Below are 15,779 nucleotides of genomic sequence, written 5' to 3'. Positions count from 1 at the left end.
GGTCGTAAATCGGTATTGGTCTTGGATCGGCGGCGTATTTTATAAAGGCCTTTCGTCAGAAAACGAGAGGTTTCATGAACTCGCGCCAGCATTGTGCTCGCATTGCCCTGTTTTTGTGTGGCTGTGCGGCTTTTCTCAACCTGTATGCCACCCAGGGGATTCTCCAGGAGTTCTCCCAGAGCTTTGCGGTGAGCATCAGGGAGGCCGGCTGGAGCATTACCGTGACCACTCTGGCGGTGGCCATCACCGCGCCCTTCGTCAGTCGGTTCACCGGCCGGTTCCAGCAGCGCTCGGTGATTGTCCTGGCGTCCCTGTTGCTGGCGCTGCCGGCGCTGCTCGCGGCCTGTGCCGGCAGCTTTGCCCAGTTGCTGGTCTGGCGCTTCATCGAAGGCATGCTGATCCCGGTGGTGTTCGCCACCAGCGTGGCCTACATCGGTGATCGCTGGAGTGGCGGCACCGTCACCGAAGTCACCAGCCTGTATGTGGCCGGCACCGTGCTGGGCGGGTTCGCCGGACGTTTCGTCACCGGCTTCATGACCGAATACGTCGGCTGGCGCGAGGCCTTCGCCCTGCTGGCGGGCCTGAGCCTGCTGATCGGCGTGGCCATTCACTACCTGCTGCCGGCCAACCCGTCGCCGGTTGCCAGAAGCCGGCCGAGCCGCCTGGGCGCCCTGCGCGAACTGTGCAGCCGGCCGTTGCTGGCGGCTTACGGCGTGGGCTTTTGCGTGCTGTTCTCGCAAGTCGCCACCTTCACCTACGCCGGGCTTTACCTCAGCCTGCCGCCGTTCGACCTGGGCGCCGCCGCCCTGGGGGCGATCTACAGCGTATTCCTCCTGGCGCTGGTGGTGATCCCGATTGCCGGCCGCCTGAGCCGGTCCCGGCCCCAGGCCGAGCTGCTGGTCGCCGCGGCCCTGCTCGGGGTCTGTGGTTCGGCCCTGACCCTACTGCCCTCGCTATGGCTGATCGTGCTGGGCCTGGCCCTGAGCTCCACCGGGGTGTTCCTGGCCCAGGCCGCGGCCAACTCCTTTACCACCGCCACCGCTGGCCACAACAAGGCCGGCGCGGTGGGGCTGTACCTGACGTTCTATTACCTGGGAGGCAGTTTCGGCGCCGTAATCCCGGCCTTGCTCTGGAGTCACTGGGGCTGGCCGGGCTGCGTGGCGTTGATCGTGGTCTTCCAGTTGCTGTCGCTGTTGATCGCCTGGGGCGGCTGGAAGCCCCTCAAACCCGAAACGCCGGCCGCCATGCGGCCGCTCAACCCGCTTGATTCATCATCCAACAAGGAATACGTGAGGTGACCATGAATAACGTACTGACCCGGCAGAGCCAATTGCTGAAGATCGTCGAACCTGTGTTGAACGACATGCCGGCCAGTGTCTTGAAGCATGCCCTGTTCGAAGCCTTCTGGAGCGAGGAAAACGCTCTGGTGGACATCGAGAATGCTTTCGAGAAACTCACCTCGCGCCGCCACCCGCCTGCGGTGTTGCGCAAGTTCTTCGCCAGCTGGTCGAAGACCAACAACTCCGCCACCAGCGTCTCCGGCCTGGCCAACCGCATCACCTTGCTGGCCCGTTCCGAGCAGGGTTCGGAAGCCGCCGAGGGCCTCTACCGGGCCTGCGGCAGCCTGCAGCGGATCACCGACGAGGACCTGGGCGCGCTGGGCAACACCCTGCACTCGGACCTGTTCTACAACATGGCCACGCCCATCTGCGGTGACGATCAGTGGCTGCTCAAGGAAAACTGCCTGCCTTCGGCGCAGGCGTTCAAGGACTGGACCGACTTCCGCCGCCTGCGCGACCGGGACCTGCTGCAAGGCTTGCTGACCACCCTGGTCCACGAGGTCTATACCCACGGCGAAGTGGAGTACATCCACCCGCTGTACAAGCAGTGGTTCGTCCGCGACATGGGCGTGCCGGCGGAAAAGGCCCGGACCACCGTGGCCTGGGTCACCGTGCACACCGGCGGCACCGAGAGCAACCACTTCGCCCATGCCGTGGCGGCGGTCAACGAGTTCGTCGAGGCCATGCAGGTGCAGGTCGACCCGCAGGCCGCGCGGGACATCTTCGCCGAATACCTGCAGCGCAAGGCCCGGGTGATGCGCGACTGCGCCCAGGCGCTGCGCTGAGGGTCGCCGGCCCGGCCCCGCATGCGGGGCTTGTGGCCGGCTCCGGCTTGCCTATCCTGTGACTGATCCGCTTCCTTTCCCTCCTTGCAACCTGGCCGACGATGAATGATCTGAAACACAGCGCCTCCCTGGAGGCCGCGCCGATGACGGATGCCAGCGTGCGTCGTCGCTCCCTGTTCGCCGGTTGCAGCGCCCATGCGGTGCATGACGGCCTGACTGACGTGATCTACGTGCTGCTGCCGATCTGGCAGGCGCAGTTCGCCATGAGCTATGCCCAGATCGGCCTGCTGCGCGGGGTCTATTCCGGAATGATGGCCGGCTTCCAGCTGCTGGCCAGTCGCGCCGCGCGGCGCTGGGGGCGTGAGCGCCTGCTGGTGGGCGGCACCGCCCTGGCCGGGCTGGCCTACCTGTTGGCGGGGCAGGCCGGAGGCCTGGGCGTGCTGCTCCTGGCCCTGCTGCTCGGTGGCCTGGGGGCCAGTACCCAGCACCCGCTGGCCTCCTCGCTGATCACCGATACCCATGAAGCCGGCGGTGGGGTCAAGGAGGCCCTGTCCCAGTACAACTTCGCCGGGGATATCGGCAAGACCCTGGTCCCGGGCCTGGTGGGCCTGTTGCTGACCCTGATCAGCTGGCGCGCCAGCGTCACCCTGATCGGCCTTCTGGGACTGGCCGCCGCAGTGCTGCTGTGGTGGCTGATTCCCTCCCGGGCCGTGACCAAGGCCATCAGCGAGAAAGCGCCCAAGACGGTCAAGGGCCAGGGCTCGGCCAGCGGGATGCGCGCGCTGATCCTCACCGGCACCCTGGACAGCGCAGTGCGCATGGGCTTTCTGACCTTCCTGCCGTTCCTGCTCAAGGCCAAGGGCGCCGGCACCGCCGGTATCGGCCTGGCCCTGACCCTGCTGTTCGTCGGCGGCGCCTTCGGCAAGTTGCTGTGCGGTTACCTCGGCGCGCGCATCGGCATGATGAAAACCGTGTGGATCACCGAGTTCACCACCGCCAGCCTGATCGTGCTGGCGGTGTTCCTGCCCTATGCCGGCCTGATGCTGATGTTGCCGCTGCTGGGCCTGGCCCTGAATGGCACGTCCTCGGTGCTGTACGGCGCGGTGCCGGACCTGGCCGGTGCCGGCAAGCGCGAGCAGGCGTTCTCGCTGTTCTACACCGGCACCATCGGCGGCGGGGCTCTGGCTCCGGTGCTGTTCGGCGGCCTGGGTGACGTCACCGGGATTCCCCTGGCGGTGATGGCCCTGTCCGCCACGCTGCTGCTGACGCTGCCCCTGTCCTGGTACGTGCAGCGGGGCATGGACGCCGACGCGAGGTCAGTCTCCGGCGCCGCCTGAAGACCGTTGTCGAGCCATAAACCATCAGGCCCGGGGCTGTTCTGCCCGGGCCTGATGCATTCTGTGCGCGGCTCGCGGCGCCTTCAGATAGTTCTTACTTTTCCAGTATCAATCACGACGCAAACGGTATTGGCCGGTGTTTGCGACTGTCATCAGAATGTAAGAAGACCTGGCTGGGGGCCTTGGCCAGGTGGGCTGTGCAAGGTGTTTTCCCGACTCCGGGGCGCCTTGCTTCCAGATCGTTTTCGCAGGTAACAACATGAATAACAGCGAAGCCACTGCAAGCCGCTTGTCTTTGTCCAACCGTGCCCTCGGCCTCAGCGCGCCGGGCACATCCAGCATGCGCAGCAAAGCCAACGCCCTGAAGGAAAGCGGGGTCAAGGTGATCAATTTCGCCGCCGGTGAACTGTCCTTCGATGCCTGCCAGGACATGCGCACCGGGGCCATCGAAGCCATTGAAAACGCGCGCAATCGCTACACCCCGCCCATCGGCCTGCCGGCGCTGCGGGAGAAGCTCGCCCAGCGGGTCAGCCAGCGCACCGGCGTGACCTTTGCGGCCAATGAAGTGGCGGTGACCGCCGGGGCCAAGCAGGCCCTATACAACGCCTGCATGGTGCTGCTCAACCCCGGTGACGAGGTGATAGTGCCCAGCCCGTACTGGGAAACCTTTCCCACCCAGATCCGCCTGGCGGGCGCCACCTCGGTGCTGGTGCAGACCCGCGACGACGACTACCGGCTGACCCTGGAAGCGGTGCAGGGGGCGCTGAGCGAACGCACGCGGATGATCGTCATCAACACCCCGAACAACCCCACCGGTACTGTCTATCAACGGGAGCAACTGCTGGCGATCGCCCAGCTGGCCTTCGAGCGCGGGCTGTGGGTGATGTTCGACGAGTGCTATCGCGGCCTGGTGCGCGAACCCCACGAGCACCACAACATCCTGGCGCTGTTCCCGGCGCTGAAGGCCCAGACCGTGCTGATCGATTCCTTCTCCAAGAGCCAGGCGGTGACCGGCTGGCGGGTCGGCTACGCCTGCGCCCCGGCGCCAGTGATCGCGGCCATGCACAACCTCCAGGGCCACACCACCTCCAACCCCAGCAGCCTGTCGCAATACGCCGCGCTCAATACCTTGAATGCCGACTCGACGCAGTTCGCCGACCAGGTCAATCCGTTCCTGCAGCGACAACTGCACGCCGCGCGCACCTACCTGGATCGCCTGGAAGGCATCCGCTATGCGCCGCCGGAAGGGGCGTTCTACCTGTACATCGACATCGCGTCGCGCCTGGGCGGCTACTACCGCGGCCAGCCGATCCGCGACGTCGACCACCTCGCCGACCTGCTGCTGACCGAGGCGCACATTGCCGTGGTCCCCGGTTCCGGTTGTGGCGACCCTCACTGCATCCGCATTTCCTACGCCGTCGAGTACCAGGAGCTGATCGAAGGCCTGAGCCGCTTCGCCCAGTTCATGTCGGCGATCGTCATGGATTAGCGCTGCCGTCACCCGCATCTGCCACCGCGTTGTTCCGGTTCCCGAGCCCGTCCAGAGGCCCGGGGTGGCGACGCCTGGCTTGTTGTCCGTGAACCCAAGAGTCACTACAGGAGAGAAACATGGAGAGTTCCCGCGAGGCGTTCATCGGCTATGTGCATCAGGCACTGGTGGATGTCGAGGATCGGAATCTGGTGGAAGCCCTGCTCACCGGCTTTGAAAACAACCCCGGCCTGTTGGACGGTTATTGCCTGACCTACCAGCGCATGACTTCCCGCCGCTGGTCCGTGGATTCGCTGTGCGCCTTTTTCTGCGGCTGGCGCAGCCCCGACGGCGCCGCCCATGCGGTGTCGAGCATCATCGTGCGGCTGCTGCAGGAGTCCGCGGAGCTGCCCGGCGATGACAACAAGCTCAAGCTGCTGGCAGCCGCCCGGCACTGTGGCGAGATCATCGTCGAGGACGTCGGCCTCGGTGAAATGCATGGCCATCCCCATCACTCCAAGCTCTATCACCGCATGGCCTCGGCCATCTGCGGCTCGGACAACTGGCGCCTGCAGGACAAGTACCTGAACCCCATCACCAAGGAGTTCTCCACCTGGGTCGGGCAGAAGCGCCCCCTGGCGCCGAACCTGGTGGAGGCCCTGGAGATGATGGCCCTGACCGAGCTGTTCAACACCGGCGAATACAACCTCATGACCCCGCTGTGGAAGAACTGGCTGCGCGAGTCCTGCGGGCATCCGGCGGGGGAGGCCAACCGCATCGCCGGCTTCCTCAGCGTTCACTGCGGCGCCGTCGAGGCCCGGCACTTCCGCCACGCCACCGAGGCCCTGCGGCTCTATACCCAGGCCACCGGCCAGCAGATCGACTACCGGCGCATCGCCGCGCTGTCCGACGAGTACGTGGTGCGGGCCTGCGCGCACCTGGAAAAAATGGCCTCCGTACTCAAGGAGTAGGGCGCCCCTGCACCACGCCGGGCAGGACGCGCCTGCCCGGCAACCCCGACCTGATTGCGCTTTGCGCCTACCACTGGAGCACCTTGAACATGCGTCATGAATCCGACTCGATGGGGACCATCGCCGTACCGTCCAACCGCTACTGGGGCGCCCAGACCGAGCGTTCCATCCACAACTTCCCCATCGGCCGTTCGCGCTTCCAGTGGGGCGCGCCGATGATCCGCTCCCTGGGCATCCTGAAGAAGGCCGCGGCCCTGGCCAACCTCACGCTCGGCGAACTGCCGGAAGCCATCGCCCTGCCGATCGTCAAGGCCGCGGACGAAGTCATCAGCGGGCAACTGGACGATCATTTCCCGCTGGTGGTGTTCCAGACCGGCTCCGGCACCCAGTCCAACATGAACGCCAACGAAGTGATCGCCAACCGGGCGATCGAGATGCTCGGTGGCGAACTGGGCAGCAAGAAACCCATCCACCCCAACGACCACGTCAACCGTGGGCAGTCGTCCAACGACACCTTTCCCACGGCCATGTACATGGTGGTGGTCAGCGAGATCCACGAAACCCTGCTGCCGGGGGTGGCGGTCCTGCGCGACACCCTGGCCGACAAGGCCGAGCAGTTCCGCGACGTGGTCAAGGTCGGCCGTACCCACCTGCAGGACGCCACGCCGATCACCCTCGGCCAGGAGATTGGCGGCTGGGTCGAGCAGATCGACTACGCCCTGGGCGCCATCCAGCTCAACCTCGGCGGCCTCTACGACCTGGCCATCGGCGGCACGGCGGTGGGCACCGGGCTCAACTCCCATCCGCAGTTCGGCGACGAGTGCGCACGGGTCATCGCCGAGCTCACCGGCTACCCGTTCAAGTCGTGCAGCAACAAGTTCTTCGCGCTCTCGGCCCACGACGCGCTGGTCAACACCTCGGCGGCGATCCGCACCCTGGCCATGGCCCTGATGAAGATCGCCAACGATGTGCGCTGGCTGGCCAGCGGCCCGCGCTGCGGCATCGGCGAGATCGATATTCCCGAGAACGAGCCGGGCTCCTCGATCATGCCGGGCAAGGTCAACCCGACCCAGTGCGAGGCGCTGACCATGGTCTGCACCCAGGTCTTCGGCAACGACGCTTGCGTGGCCTTCGCCGGCAGCCAGGGCAACTTCCAGCTCAACGTCTACAAACCGGTGATGGTGCACAACGTGCTGGAAAGCATCACCTTGCTGGCCGAGTCCTGCCGTGCCTTCAACGACCACTGCGCGCTGGGCATCGAGCCGAATCGGGCGCGGATCGAGGCCAACATCGAGAAGAACCTGATGCTGGTGACCGCCCTCAACCGCCACATCGGCTACGACAAGGCGGCCATCATCGCCAAGACCGCCCACCATCAGGGCAAGTCCCTGCGGGAAGTGGCGCAACAGCTGGGCTACGTCTCGGCCGCGGATTTCGACCGTTACGTGGTGGCCCTCGACATGACCCACCCCTGAGGCGGCCCGGCCGCCGCGAACCCGGAGTTCCCCAACCACAAGAGGCGCGTGAATCCCATGCAGGACGCTGATATTCGCCGAACCAACCTCAGCCAGTTGCTGCGCCGCAAGCGCTGTCTGCGGGTGCTTGAAGCCCACAGCCCGATCTCGGCGCTGCTGGCCCAACAATCCCGACTGGAGCGCGGGGCCGGGCCCAGCCTGAGCTATGACGCCATCTGGTCCAGCTCCCTGACCGACTCGACCCACAAGGGCCTGCCGGACATCGAGATCCTCTCGCCGAGCAATCGCTTGCACGGCATTCGCGAGATCTTCGATGTCTGTTCGCTGCCGATGATTTTCGACGGCGACACCGGCGGCAAGGCCGAGCATTTCGCGATCCACGTGAAGATGCTCGATCGGGCCGGGGTGTCGGCGGTGGTCATCGAGGACAAGTGCGGGCTGAAGAAGAACTCGCTGTTCGGCAACGCCGTGAGCCAGCTTCAGGACTCCATCGAGGAGTTCTGCGACAAGATCCGCGTCGGCTGCAGCAGTCGCAGCCACGAGGACCTGCTGATCATCGCCCGCTGTGAAAGCCTGATCCTCGACAAGGGCATGGACGACGCCATCGAACGCTGCCTGGCCTATGTCGCCGCCGGCGCCGACGGGATCATGATTCACAGCCGGAAAAAGGACGGCCTGGAGATCCTCGAGTTCGCCAGGCTGTTCCGCCGCCACTGCCCGCGGGTGCCGCTGATCTGCGTGCCGACCAGCTATGCCCACCTGAGTTTCGACGAGCTGGAAGGGGCCGGCTTCAACGCGGTGATCTACGCCAACCACATGTTGCGCAGCGCCTACATGGCCATGCGCGATGTGGCGGTGGGCATCCTTGAACACGGAAGGACCCTGGAGGTGGAGCCCCGTTGCCTGGGCATCGACGAGATTCTCGATCTGGTGCCGGGTACCCGTTGATCACGGCGTTCTTGAAAATGGCCTGTTTCGTCTTGGTGGGGCAGGGGATTCAGGCCGTTGAGGAATAAGAATTTTCTTACATACGCGGTTCGGACCGATGCCTAGAATGGCCCCCGTTCGCCCGGCCAGGTATCACAGTGAACCGCAACATGGCGGTGCCTGGTCAGGGCGGGCTGCAACATCGCGGCATCCGCCCGCCCGGCCTTCGTTGTACCGCCTACTGCCCCTGGCTGGCCGGGTTGGCTCCTATCCCCTCCAGGCATTGCTCCGGCATCCGCTCCGCGTCCCGCCGAACCCGGTTGGATGCCTTATGCAGTCCTGCACTATTTTTCACACAGATTTACAGCTCTCGGAAAACCCTCGCGCTAGCCTGTGATCGCGGCATGTACCGGCACCGAAGCGCTTCGACGGCCTCGGACAGTGACCGGACTGCGGCTCAATACTGGATCGACCAGTCAGTCTATGAATCGCGCCGGCAAGGCCTGTGGCGCCAGGGTGGGCAATGAGAACGGTAGACCCCTACAAGATGGAAGCCCGGCGCCAGCAGATCCTCGACGCGGCGCTGACCTGCTTCGCCCGGAACGGCTTTCACGCCACCCGTACCGCGCAGATCTGCGCGGCCGCCGGCATGAGCCCGGGCAACCTGTTCCATTACTTTCCGAGCAAGGCGGCGATCATTGCCGCAATCGCCGAGGAAGACCGCAAGGCCATGACGCGCCTGTTCTCCCAGTGGGACGCAGCCGAGGACGCCCTGGACGCCGTCGAGCACATCGCCCTGGCGATGATGCAGGCCTGCAGCGAGCCGCTGCACGCGCGGATCAGTATCGAGGTGGCGGCCGAGGCCACCCGCAACCCGCAGATGGGGGCCTTGTTCGCCGCCAACGAAGCGCGGGTCAAGGCCGACCTGGCGGCCTTGCTCCGGCGCGGCATGGCCGCCGGCCAGATCGACCCGCAGCTGGACCCGGACATGGCCGCGGTGTGGCTGCTGGCGCTGACGGAAGGCGCCATCGCCCGGGTGGTGATGGAGGCGGATTTCCAGGCCCTGGCCCACCAGCCGATGCTGCGCCTGATCATTCGTCGCTTCCTGCGTCCCCAGCAGCCCGAACCCGGCTGACTGCCTCCTTGCAACGGCTCTGTGGCCGTTGCCCTGCTTGCGTCATGGCGTCTCGGGCCGCTTGCCGGCTCCGGGGCAGCGTGCCCGTGTTCCGGGCGCCGATGAATCCTTGAGTACCCGACACATGAACTCGATCGATCCCACTCCCGAGCAATGTCGCAGCCAGCGCTTGCGGCGCCTGGCCAAACATACCCCCAGGCTGTTGCTGGTGACGCTGCTGACCCTGGTGGGCACGCTGCTGGCCCTGTGGTTGCCGCAGACCCAGTTGCCGGCAAGCCACGGCCAGGAACCACCGCCCGCGTTGAAAGTCAGCAGCGTGCAGGTCCGTACCGGCAATGTCGGGCAGCGCATCTTCATCAGCGGCACCCTGGTGCCCCAGGAAGAGATTGCCGTCGGCACCGCCCTGCAGGATCAGCGCCTGGCCTCGGTCCGGGTGGAGGAGGGCGACCGGGTCAGTGCCGGGCAGGTCCTCGCCGAGCTGGAAACCCACAACCTGGATGCTCAGGTGCACCAGGCCGAGGCCGCGCTGGAGCGAGCGACGGCGTTGATTGGTCAGCAGCAGGCGTTGAGCGTCGAGGCCCGGACCAGCCATCAGCGCCTGGAACAACTGGGCGGCATCGGTGCCGCCAGCGCCCAGCAAGTCGACCAGCAACGGGCCCAGGCCCGCGCCACCCAGGCTGCCCTGGCGGCGGCCCGGGCCGAGCAGGCCCAGGCCCGGGCGCAACTGGCGGACGCCCGGACGCAACGCCAGAAAGCCACGCTGCGAGCGCCGGTGGCCGGCGTGGTGTCCGAACGGCATGCCCGGGTTGGCGCCCTCGCCGGTTCCGAGCCGCTGTTCCGGCTGATCCGCGACAACCGCCTGGAGCTGGACGGCGAGGTGACTGAAAGCGCCCTGCGCGCCTTGCAGGTCGGCACCCGGCTGGCGGTCCAGGTAACGGGGCTGCCGACCCCGGTGCAAGGCCAGGTGCGCCTGCTGGCGGCGAAAGTCGACCCCGCGAGCCGTCGCGGTCGGGTGCGCATCACCCTGGCGGCCGACCCCGAGCTGCGCGCCGGCAGTTTTGCCACCAGTAGCCTGGAACTGCCGGCCCAGGGCCCGAGCCTGGTGCTGCCGCAGCGCGCCCTGACGTTCACCAGTGACGAACAGGCCGCGGTGGTGGTGCTGGACCCGGAGGGCAAGGCCAGTCTGCGGCAGGTTCGCGTCGGCCGGCGTGACGGCATCCAGGTGCAAGTGCTGTCCGGGCTGGCGGAAGGCGAGCGGGTGGTGGCCCGGGCCTCGGCCTTCGTGCGTGAGGGCGACCGGGTCCGGCCGGCTGAAGACGAGGAGCTGGAACCATGAGCCTGCGCCTGTCCTCCTGGGCGATCCGCCGACCGATTCCGACCCTGGTGCTGTTCCTGGTGCTCAGTGTGGGCGGCTGGTTGTCCTTTCTGCAGTTGCCGATCAACGCCAACCCGCGGGTCGAGTTCCCGGTGATCACGGTGCTGGTGTCCCAGGTCGGCGCGGCACCCACCGAGCTCGAACACGCGGTGACCCTGCGGGTCGAACGCGCGGTGTCCGGCCTGGCCGGCATCCGTCATATCACCTCCACGGTGGCCGACGGGATCTCGGTGACCACCGTGGAGTTCCAGCTCGGAGTCGATCCCGGGCGCGCCGCCAACGATATCCGCGACGCCATCGCGCTGATCCGCGCCGACCTGCCGCAGACCATCGAGGAACCGATGATCACCCGCATCGACGTCGAGGGCGGGGCCATCCTCAACTACGCCGTGAAGGGCACCACGCGAAGCCTGGTGGAGCTTTCCTGGTTCGTCGACGACCAGCTCAGCCGCGAACTGCTGGCGGTGCCCGGGGTGCAGAAGGTGCAGCGCCTGGGTGGGGTTGAGCGCGAGGTCAAGGTCGAACTCATGGCCGAGCGCCTGCAAGCCCTGGGCCTCACCGCCGAGCAGGTCAACGGCCAACTGGTGCAGGGCAATATCAACGTGCCCGGCGGGCGGACCCGGCTGGGCCACAGCGAACAGTCGATCCGCACCCTGGGCAGCGCCCTGACGGTGGAGGCCCTGAGCCAGACCCCGATTGCCCTGGGCGAGGGGCGCTGGGCGCGCCTGGGGGAGCTGGCCCGGGTGCATGACGGCGCCAGCCAGGCCCGTTCCCAGGCGCGTCTGGACGGCGAGGAAGTGGTGGGGTTCGCGGTGTTTCGCGCCAAGGGCTCCAGCGACACCCGGGTGGCGGCCGGCGTCGAGGCGGTCATCCAGCGCCTGCAGCAACAGCGCCCGGACCTGGAGATCCGCCAGATCTCCTCTTCGGTGGACTACACCCTGGCCAGTTACGACGCGGCGATCATGACCCTGGTCGAAGGCGCGCTGCTGACCGTCCTGGTGGTCCTGGTGTTCCTCCGAAGCTGGCGCGCCACCCTGGTGGCGGCCATTGCCCTGCCGCTGTCGATCCTGCCGACCTTCGCCGTCATGGCCGGGTTCGGTTATTCGCTGAACAGCATCACCCTGCTGGCCCTGACCCTGGTGATCGGCATCCTGGTGGACGATGCCATCGTCGAGATCGAGAACATCGAACGGCATCTGGACCAGGGCAAGCGTCCCTACCAGGCGGCCATCGATGCCAGCGACGCCATCGGCTTTGCCGTGGTGGCGATCACCGCCACCCTGGTCGCGGTGTTCCTGCCGGTGAGTTTCATCGGTGGCTTCATCGGCCAGTACTTCACCCCGTTCGGCATCACCGTCTCGGCGGCGGTGCTGGCTTCGCTGCTGGTGGCGCGCCTGGTCACGCCGTTGATGGCGGCCTATCTGCTCAAGCCCAAGGCCCCGGGTGCGGGCCATGAGCCGCGGCCGGTGGCGCCCGGCGGCCTGCTGGGGCGCTACCTGAAGCTGCTGGAGTGGGCGCTGCGGCACCGGCGCCTGAGCCTGGGGCTGGCCGGGCTGTTTTTAGTCGGCTCGTTCGCCCTGGTGCCGCTGTTGCCTTCGGGGTTCATGCCGGTGAATGACCTCAGCCTGTCGCGCATCGACGTCTCTCTGCCGCCCGGCACGCCCTTGGTGCGGACCGACAAGGTGCTGGCCGACATGGCCCGGCAGATTCGCCAGCGGCCCGAGGTGCTCTCGGTGTTCGTCACCGCCGGCGGCGAGGATGCCTCCGGGGCCACCGACGTGGCCACCGGCCAACTGCTGGTGCGATTGCTCCCGGCGGACCAGCGCGAGCTCAGCCAGAAGGCCTTCGAACAGTCCCTGCGGCCGCTGCTCAACGGCTTTGCCGACCTGCGCTACGCCTTCCGTGGCGAAACCGCGGCGCGGGATATCTCGATCATCCTGGTGGGGCCCGACGGGCCGGCGTTGAGCCGCGCCGCCCATGCCGTGCAACGCGACATGCGGGCGCTCCAGGGCATCGCCAACGTCCAGGTCAACGAGCCGCTGCCGCGTCCGGAGCTGCTGATCCAGCCGCGGGTGGACGAAGCGGCCCGGGCCGGGGTCAGTGCCCAGGCCATCGGCAGCGTGGCGCGGATCGCCACCGTGGGCGAAATAAACGCCAGTTCGGCACGCTTCAATTTCCATGACCGCCAGGTGCCGATCCGGGTGCTGCTGCCGGCCATCGAGCAGGGCGACCTGAATGCCCTGAGCAACCTCGGCGTCAGCACCGACAGGGGGACGGTGCTGCCCCTCAGCGCGGTGGCTGATATCGGCTATGGCAGCGGGCCGGCGCGGATCGAGCGCTTCTCCCGGTTGCGCCGGGTGTCGGTGGATGCCGATCTGGCCGGGATCACCCTGGGCACGGCCCTGGAAGCCATCGGCCAGTTGCCGGCGCTGCAGCAGTTGCCCGACGGCGTGCGCCGTGTCGAGTACGGCGATGCCGAATACATGAATGAAATGTTCGACAAGTTCGGCGTGGTCATGGGCCTGGGCATCATGATGGTGTTCGCCGTGCTGGTGCTGCTGTTCCGCGATTTCCTGCAGCCCTTGACCATCCTCAGCGCACTGCCGTTGTCCGTCGGCGGGGCGATTGGCGGCCTGTTGCTGTACGGCGCCGCCATCGACATGCCGGTGGTCATCGGCCTGCTGATGCTGATGGGCATCGTCACCAAGAACTCGATCCTGATGGTGGAATTCACCCTCGAGAAGCGTCGCCTTGGCATGCCCCGGCACCAGGCCCTGATCCAGTCGGGGGCCGAGCGCGCCCGGCCGATCATCATGACCACCATCGCCATGGTCGCGGGCATGGTGCCGGCGCTGCTCAGCAGCGGCGCCGACGCCGGGTTCCGCGCCCCCATGGCGGTGGCGGTGATCGGCGGGCTGATCACCTCGACCCTGCTGAGCCTGGTGCTGGTGCCGGTGGTCTTCAGTTGCATGGACGACCTGAAGCGCTGGCTGGCGCCGCGCCTGGCGCGCCTCACCTCAGTCACCGCGCAGGACCGCGCCGAGGCACGACCCTGAGCCGGGGCTGCGCAAGCCGCTGGGCGGGGGGCGCGGCAGCGGTCAGCCGAGGACGGAGGAGGTGCCCTGCGGGAGGAGGCTGCTGGCCCGGAACCTGCGACCTGCGACCGCTCTCAGGCGCCCACCATCCATTTGGCCAGCCCGTGGCGACCGCTGACCCCGAGCTTGGCGGCGGCGCGCTTGAGGTAGGTTTCCACGGAGCTGTTCTTGACGCTCAGGCGCTGGGCCATTTCCGGCACCGTGCCCCCGGTCAGCAGCCCCAGGCAGACCTCTTTCTCTCGGGCCGAGAGGTTGATGTCTCCCAGTGACAGGCGCTCGTCGAACTCCCGTTGCAGCGGCGTCTGCCGACGCGCGTCCAGAGGTCGCAGGCTCCAGTTGCGCAGGTGCTTGAGCGCCTGTTGCCGATGCAACTGGGCGTGGCGTTCCAGCAGCGGCAGCAGGGTCGCCGACAGGCTCTTGAGAAATGACAGTTCGCTGAGGGTGAAGCCGCCCTGGGCGGGATCGCGGTAGAGGGCGATGACACAGCGCCGGCTGGCTTTGCGCGACACCAGGTGGCACTGGTGCGGGGTCGGGCGAGCGGGGCTGCCCTGGGCATTCATTTGAATCAGCAGCGAGTCGTCCATTTCCAGCATCTTTTGCAGCAGCGGGTCATGGCGTCGCGGGGGCTCCGGCAGGGGCAGGTCATCCTGCAACCCGGCGCGTCCCAGCAGGGTGATCTCCAGGGAACTGGCCTGGCATTCGTCGAGGGTCCATTCACTGAGCTGCAACTGGTTCACCGGCACCAGCTGGTTCACCAGTTGCAGCATGTCCTTGGCGAAGCGGGCATGGCCGGTGCTGGAGATCAACTGCCCCAGCTCGAAGTAGAAATGCGAGGTTGGCATGTTGGCGATACTGCGGGTCTGATTCATATCCATATCATCCTTGATCGAGACGAATCGCTGCTCGAAACGCGACTGCCACGGCGGTCCGTGGCAGAGGCTCCTTGAACCTGTAGCGGTTCCCGGCATTGGATTTAAGCCCGGGCGAGCTCTGTGCGTCTGTAGGGGAAAACCTGGACACACAGGCCTCGCCAGGGCCTGGGGACGCGGCTCAGGGCTGGGGCGAGTACATCCAGCGCAGCAGCGAATGGCGGCCACTGATGCCCAGCTTGATGGCGGCGCGTTTCAGGTAGCTCTCGACGGTGTTGACCTTGAGCCTGAGCTGTTCGGCCAGTTGCGGCGCGGTGCGCCCGGCCAGCAGCCCGACACAGACTTCCAACTCACGGTTGGACAGGCTCAGCCCGGACTGCGCCAGACGCTCGTTAAAGCGCAGGCGCAGGGTTTGAAGGCCTTCGAGGGTGGCGCCGTCCTGCTCCGTGGAGGCGGCCTGGGGCTGCAGGGCGCTGATGTGCTTTTCCACCATTGGCAACAGCAGGGGCGAGAAGTCCTCCAGCAGCAGGCGCTCCTGGGGCGAGAAACTCTCGGTCTGATTGCTGCGGTACACCGAGAGCACGTAATGGTAGGCATCCTTGCGGCCGGTCAGGTGCAGTTGTGCCGTCTCGGCGCAACCCTCGCGGCGCGGCGGCAGTTGCCGGGCCTCGGACGTGCCGGCCGGCTCGGGAAAACCGGCCTGCAACAGCGGCTCGTCGCCGCAGTGGGCGTCGCTGTGCAGCGGGTAGTGGCTCTGCAGCTGCGGCTGCTCGCTGTGCTCGGGCGACTGGTGCGGGTCCACCGGCAGTCGAGTGATGTGGGTGGCGTCCACCGGCAGTTGGGTGAGGATCAGGTCGTGGAGCATGCGCGGAAAATGGCGGCTGCCGGTGCTGGCAATGACCTTGCCGATGCGTGGAAACAATACTTGTGCGTTCATCATTTCATCCATGAATGTGAAGGTGTGGCAGGACAGCGTTATAGCAACGAGTTCGGGTATCGCTG

General features: G+C 66.7%; 12 protein-coding genes. 10 read left to right on the top strand and 2 right to left on the bottom strand.

The window, feature by feature from the left end; translation table 11 throughout:
• The first annotated feature begins 74 nt into the window (after positions 1-74).
• The 10 genes from ACMGG8_RS24155 (at position 75) to ACMGG8_RS24110 (ending at position 13,869) form a co-directional block, all read left to right on the top strand.
• A complete protein-coding gene (locus ACMGG8_RS24155; protein WP_060843018.1) occupies positions 75-1,298 on the top strand; it encodes an MFS transporter in 1,224 nt (407 codons plus the stop codon).
• Between the two features lie 2 nt (positions 1,299-1,300).
• Positions 1,301-2,125 (top strand): hypothetical protein, encoded by an 825-nt coding sequence (locus ACMGG8_RS24150; protein WP_060838445.1) that lies wholly within the window; start codon positions 1,301-1,303, stop codon positions 2,123-2,125.
• A 101-nt stretch (positions 2,126-2,226) separates the two neighbouring features.
• Positions 2,227-3,462 carry an MFS transporter gene (locus ACMGG8_RS24145; RefSeq protein WP_060843019.1) on the top strand — a complete coding sequence of 412 codons (1,236 nt, stop codon included), beginning with the start codon at positions 2,227-2,229 and terminating at the stop codon, positions 3,460-3,462.
• A gap of 259 nt (positions 3,463-3,721) precedes the next feature.
• The gene (locus ACMGG8_RS24140; RefSeq protein ID WP_414158589.1) at positions 3,722-4,951 is read left to right on the top strand and encodes a pyridoxal phosphate-dependent aminotransferase; all 1,230 of its coding nucleotides are present in this window, start codon (positions 3,722-3,724) and stop codon (positions 4,949-4,951) included.
• A 119-nt stretch (positions 4,952-5,070) separates the two neighbouring features.
• The gene (locus ACMGG8_RS24135; RefSeq protein WP_414158588.1) at positions 5,071-5,901 is read left to right on the top strand and encodes a hypothetical protein; all 831 of its coding nucleotides are present in this window, start codon (positions 5,071-5,073) and stop codon (positions 5,899-5,901) included.
• An 89-nt stretch (positions 5,902-5,990) separates the two neighbouring features.
• Entirely contained in the window at positions 5,991-7,376 is a 1,386-nt protein-coding gene (gene fumC / locus ACMGG8_RS24130; RefSeq protein WP_060838449.1) for a class II fumarate hydratase, read from the top strand.
• A gap of 57 nt (positions 7,377-7,433) precedes the next feature.
• Positions 7,434-8,324: a phosphoenolpyruvate mutase gene (aepX, locus tag ACMGG8_RS24125; RefSeq protein WP_060843020.1), complete on the top strand. Its 891-nt coding sequence runs from the start codon at positions 7,434-7,436 to the stop codon at positions 8,322-8,324.
• A gap of 502 nt (positions 8,325-8,826) precedes the next feature.
• Positions 8,827-9,438, top strand: coding sequence for a TetR/AcrR family transcriptional regulator (locus ACMGG8_RS24120; RefSeq protein WP_060838451.1), 612 nt, complete (start codon positions 8,827-8,829; stop codon positions 9,436-9,438).
• 124 nt (positions 9,439-9,562) lie between these two features.
• Positions 9,563-10,774, top strand: a complete 1,212-nt coding sequence (locus tag ACMGG8_RS24115) for an efflux RND transporter periplasmic adaptor subunit (protein WP_060838452.1) — start codon at positions 9,563-9,565, stop codon at positions 10,772-10,774.
• The gene (locus ACMGG8_RS24110) at positions 10,771-13,869 is read left to right on the top strand and encodes an efflux RND transporter permease subunit (protein WP_414158587.1); all 3,099 of its coding nucleotides are present in this window, start codon (positions 10,771-10,773) and stop codon (positions 13,867-13,869) included. The genes ACMGG8_RS24115 and ACMGG8_RS24110 overlap by 4 nt, the downstream gene beginning before the upstream one ends.
• A gap of 113 nt (positions 13,870-13,982) precedes the next feature.
• On the opposite strand, the gene ACMGG8_RS24105 is transcribed toward ACMGG8_RS24110, so the two are convergent.
• Positions 13,983-14,777, bottom strand: a complete 795-nt coding sequence (locus tag ACMGG8_RS24105) for a helix-turn-helix transcriptional regulator (RefSeq protein WP_060838454.1) — start codon at positions 14,775-14,777, stop codon at positions 13,983-13,985.
• Positions 14,778-14,958: 181 nt separating this feature from the next.
• Positions 14,959-15,726 (bottom strand): helix-turn-helix transcriptional regulator, encoded by a 768-nt coding sequence (locus ACMGG8_RS24100; protein WP_414158586.1) that lies wholly within the window; start codon positions 15,724-15,726, stop codon positions 14,959-14,961.
• Between the last annotated feature and the right edge of the window lie 53 nt (positions 15,727-15,779).

It is taken from the genome of Pseudomonas sp. BNK-45 (assembly GCF_047456255.1).
Taxonomy (GTDB): domain Bacteria; phylum Pseudomonadota; class Gammaproteobacteria; order Pseudomonadales; family Pseudomonadaceae; genus Aquipseudomonas.
The sequence above is the reverse complement of the archived record's forward strand: the minus strand, read 5'-3'. Positions and strand labels throughout refer to the sequence as shown.

What these genes read in the sequence shown, in the direction of transcription:
- ACMGG8_RS24120 (WP_060838451.1), top strand. Translation starts at nt 8,827, where the DNA reads ATGAGAACGGTAGACCCCTACAAGATGGAAGCCCGGCGCCAGCAGATC.
- ACMGG8_RS24115 (WP_060838452.1), top strand. Translation starts at nt 9,563, where the DNA reads ATGAACTCGATCGATCCCACTCCCGAGCAATGTCGCAGCCAGCGCTTG.
- fumC (WP_060838449.1), top strand. Translation starts at nt 5,991, where the DNA reads ATGCGTCATGAATCCGACTCGATGGGGACCATCGCCGTACCGTCCAAC.
- ACMGG8_RS24110 (WP_414158587.1), top strand. Translation starts at nt 10,771, where the DNA reads ATGAGCCTGCGCCTGTCCTCCTGGGCGATCCGCCGACCGATTCCGACC.
- ACMGG8_RS24135 (WP_414158588.1), top strand. Translation starts at nt 5,071, where the DNA reads ATGGAGAGTTCCCGCGAGGCGTTCATCGGCTATGTGCATCAGGCACTG.
- ACMGG8_RS24105 (WP_060838454.1), bottom strand. Translation starts at nt 14,777, where the DNA reads ATGAATCAGACCCGCAGTATCGCCAACATGCCAACCTCGCATTTCTAC.
- aepX (WP_060843020.1), top strand. Translation starts at nt 7,434, where the DNA reads ATGCAGGACGCTGATATTCGCCGAACCAACCTCAGCCAGTTGCTGCGC.
- ACMGG8_RS24155 (WP_060843018.1), top strand. Translation starts at nt 75, where the DNA reads ATGAACTCGCGCCAGCATTGTGCTCGCATTGCCCTGTTTTTGTGTGGC.
- ACMGG8_RS24150 (WP_060838445.1), top strand. Translation starts at nt 1,301, where the DNA reads ATGAATAACGTACTGACCCGGCAGAGCCAATTGCTGAAGATCGTCGAA.
- ACMGG8_RS24100 (WP_414158586.1), bottom strand. Translation starts at nt 15,726, where the DNA reads ATGGATGAAATGATGAACGCACAAGTATTGTTTCCACGCATCGGCAAG.
- ACMGG8_RS24145 (WP_060843019.1), top strand. Translation starts at nt 2,227, where the DNA reads ATGAATGATCTGAAACACAGCGCCTCCCTGGAGGCCGCGCCGATGACG.
- ACMGG8_RS24140 (WP_414158589.1), top strand. Translation starts at nt 3,722, where the DNA reads ATGAATAACAGCGAAGCCACTGCAAGCCGCTTGTCTTTGTCCAACCGT.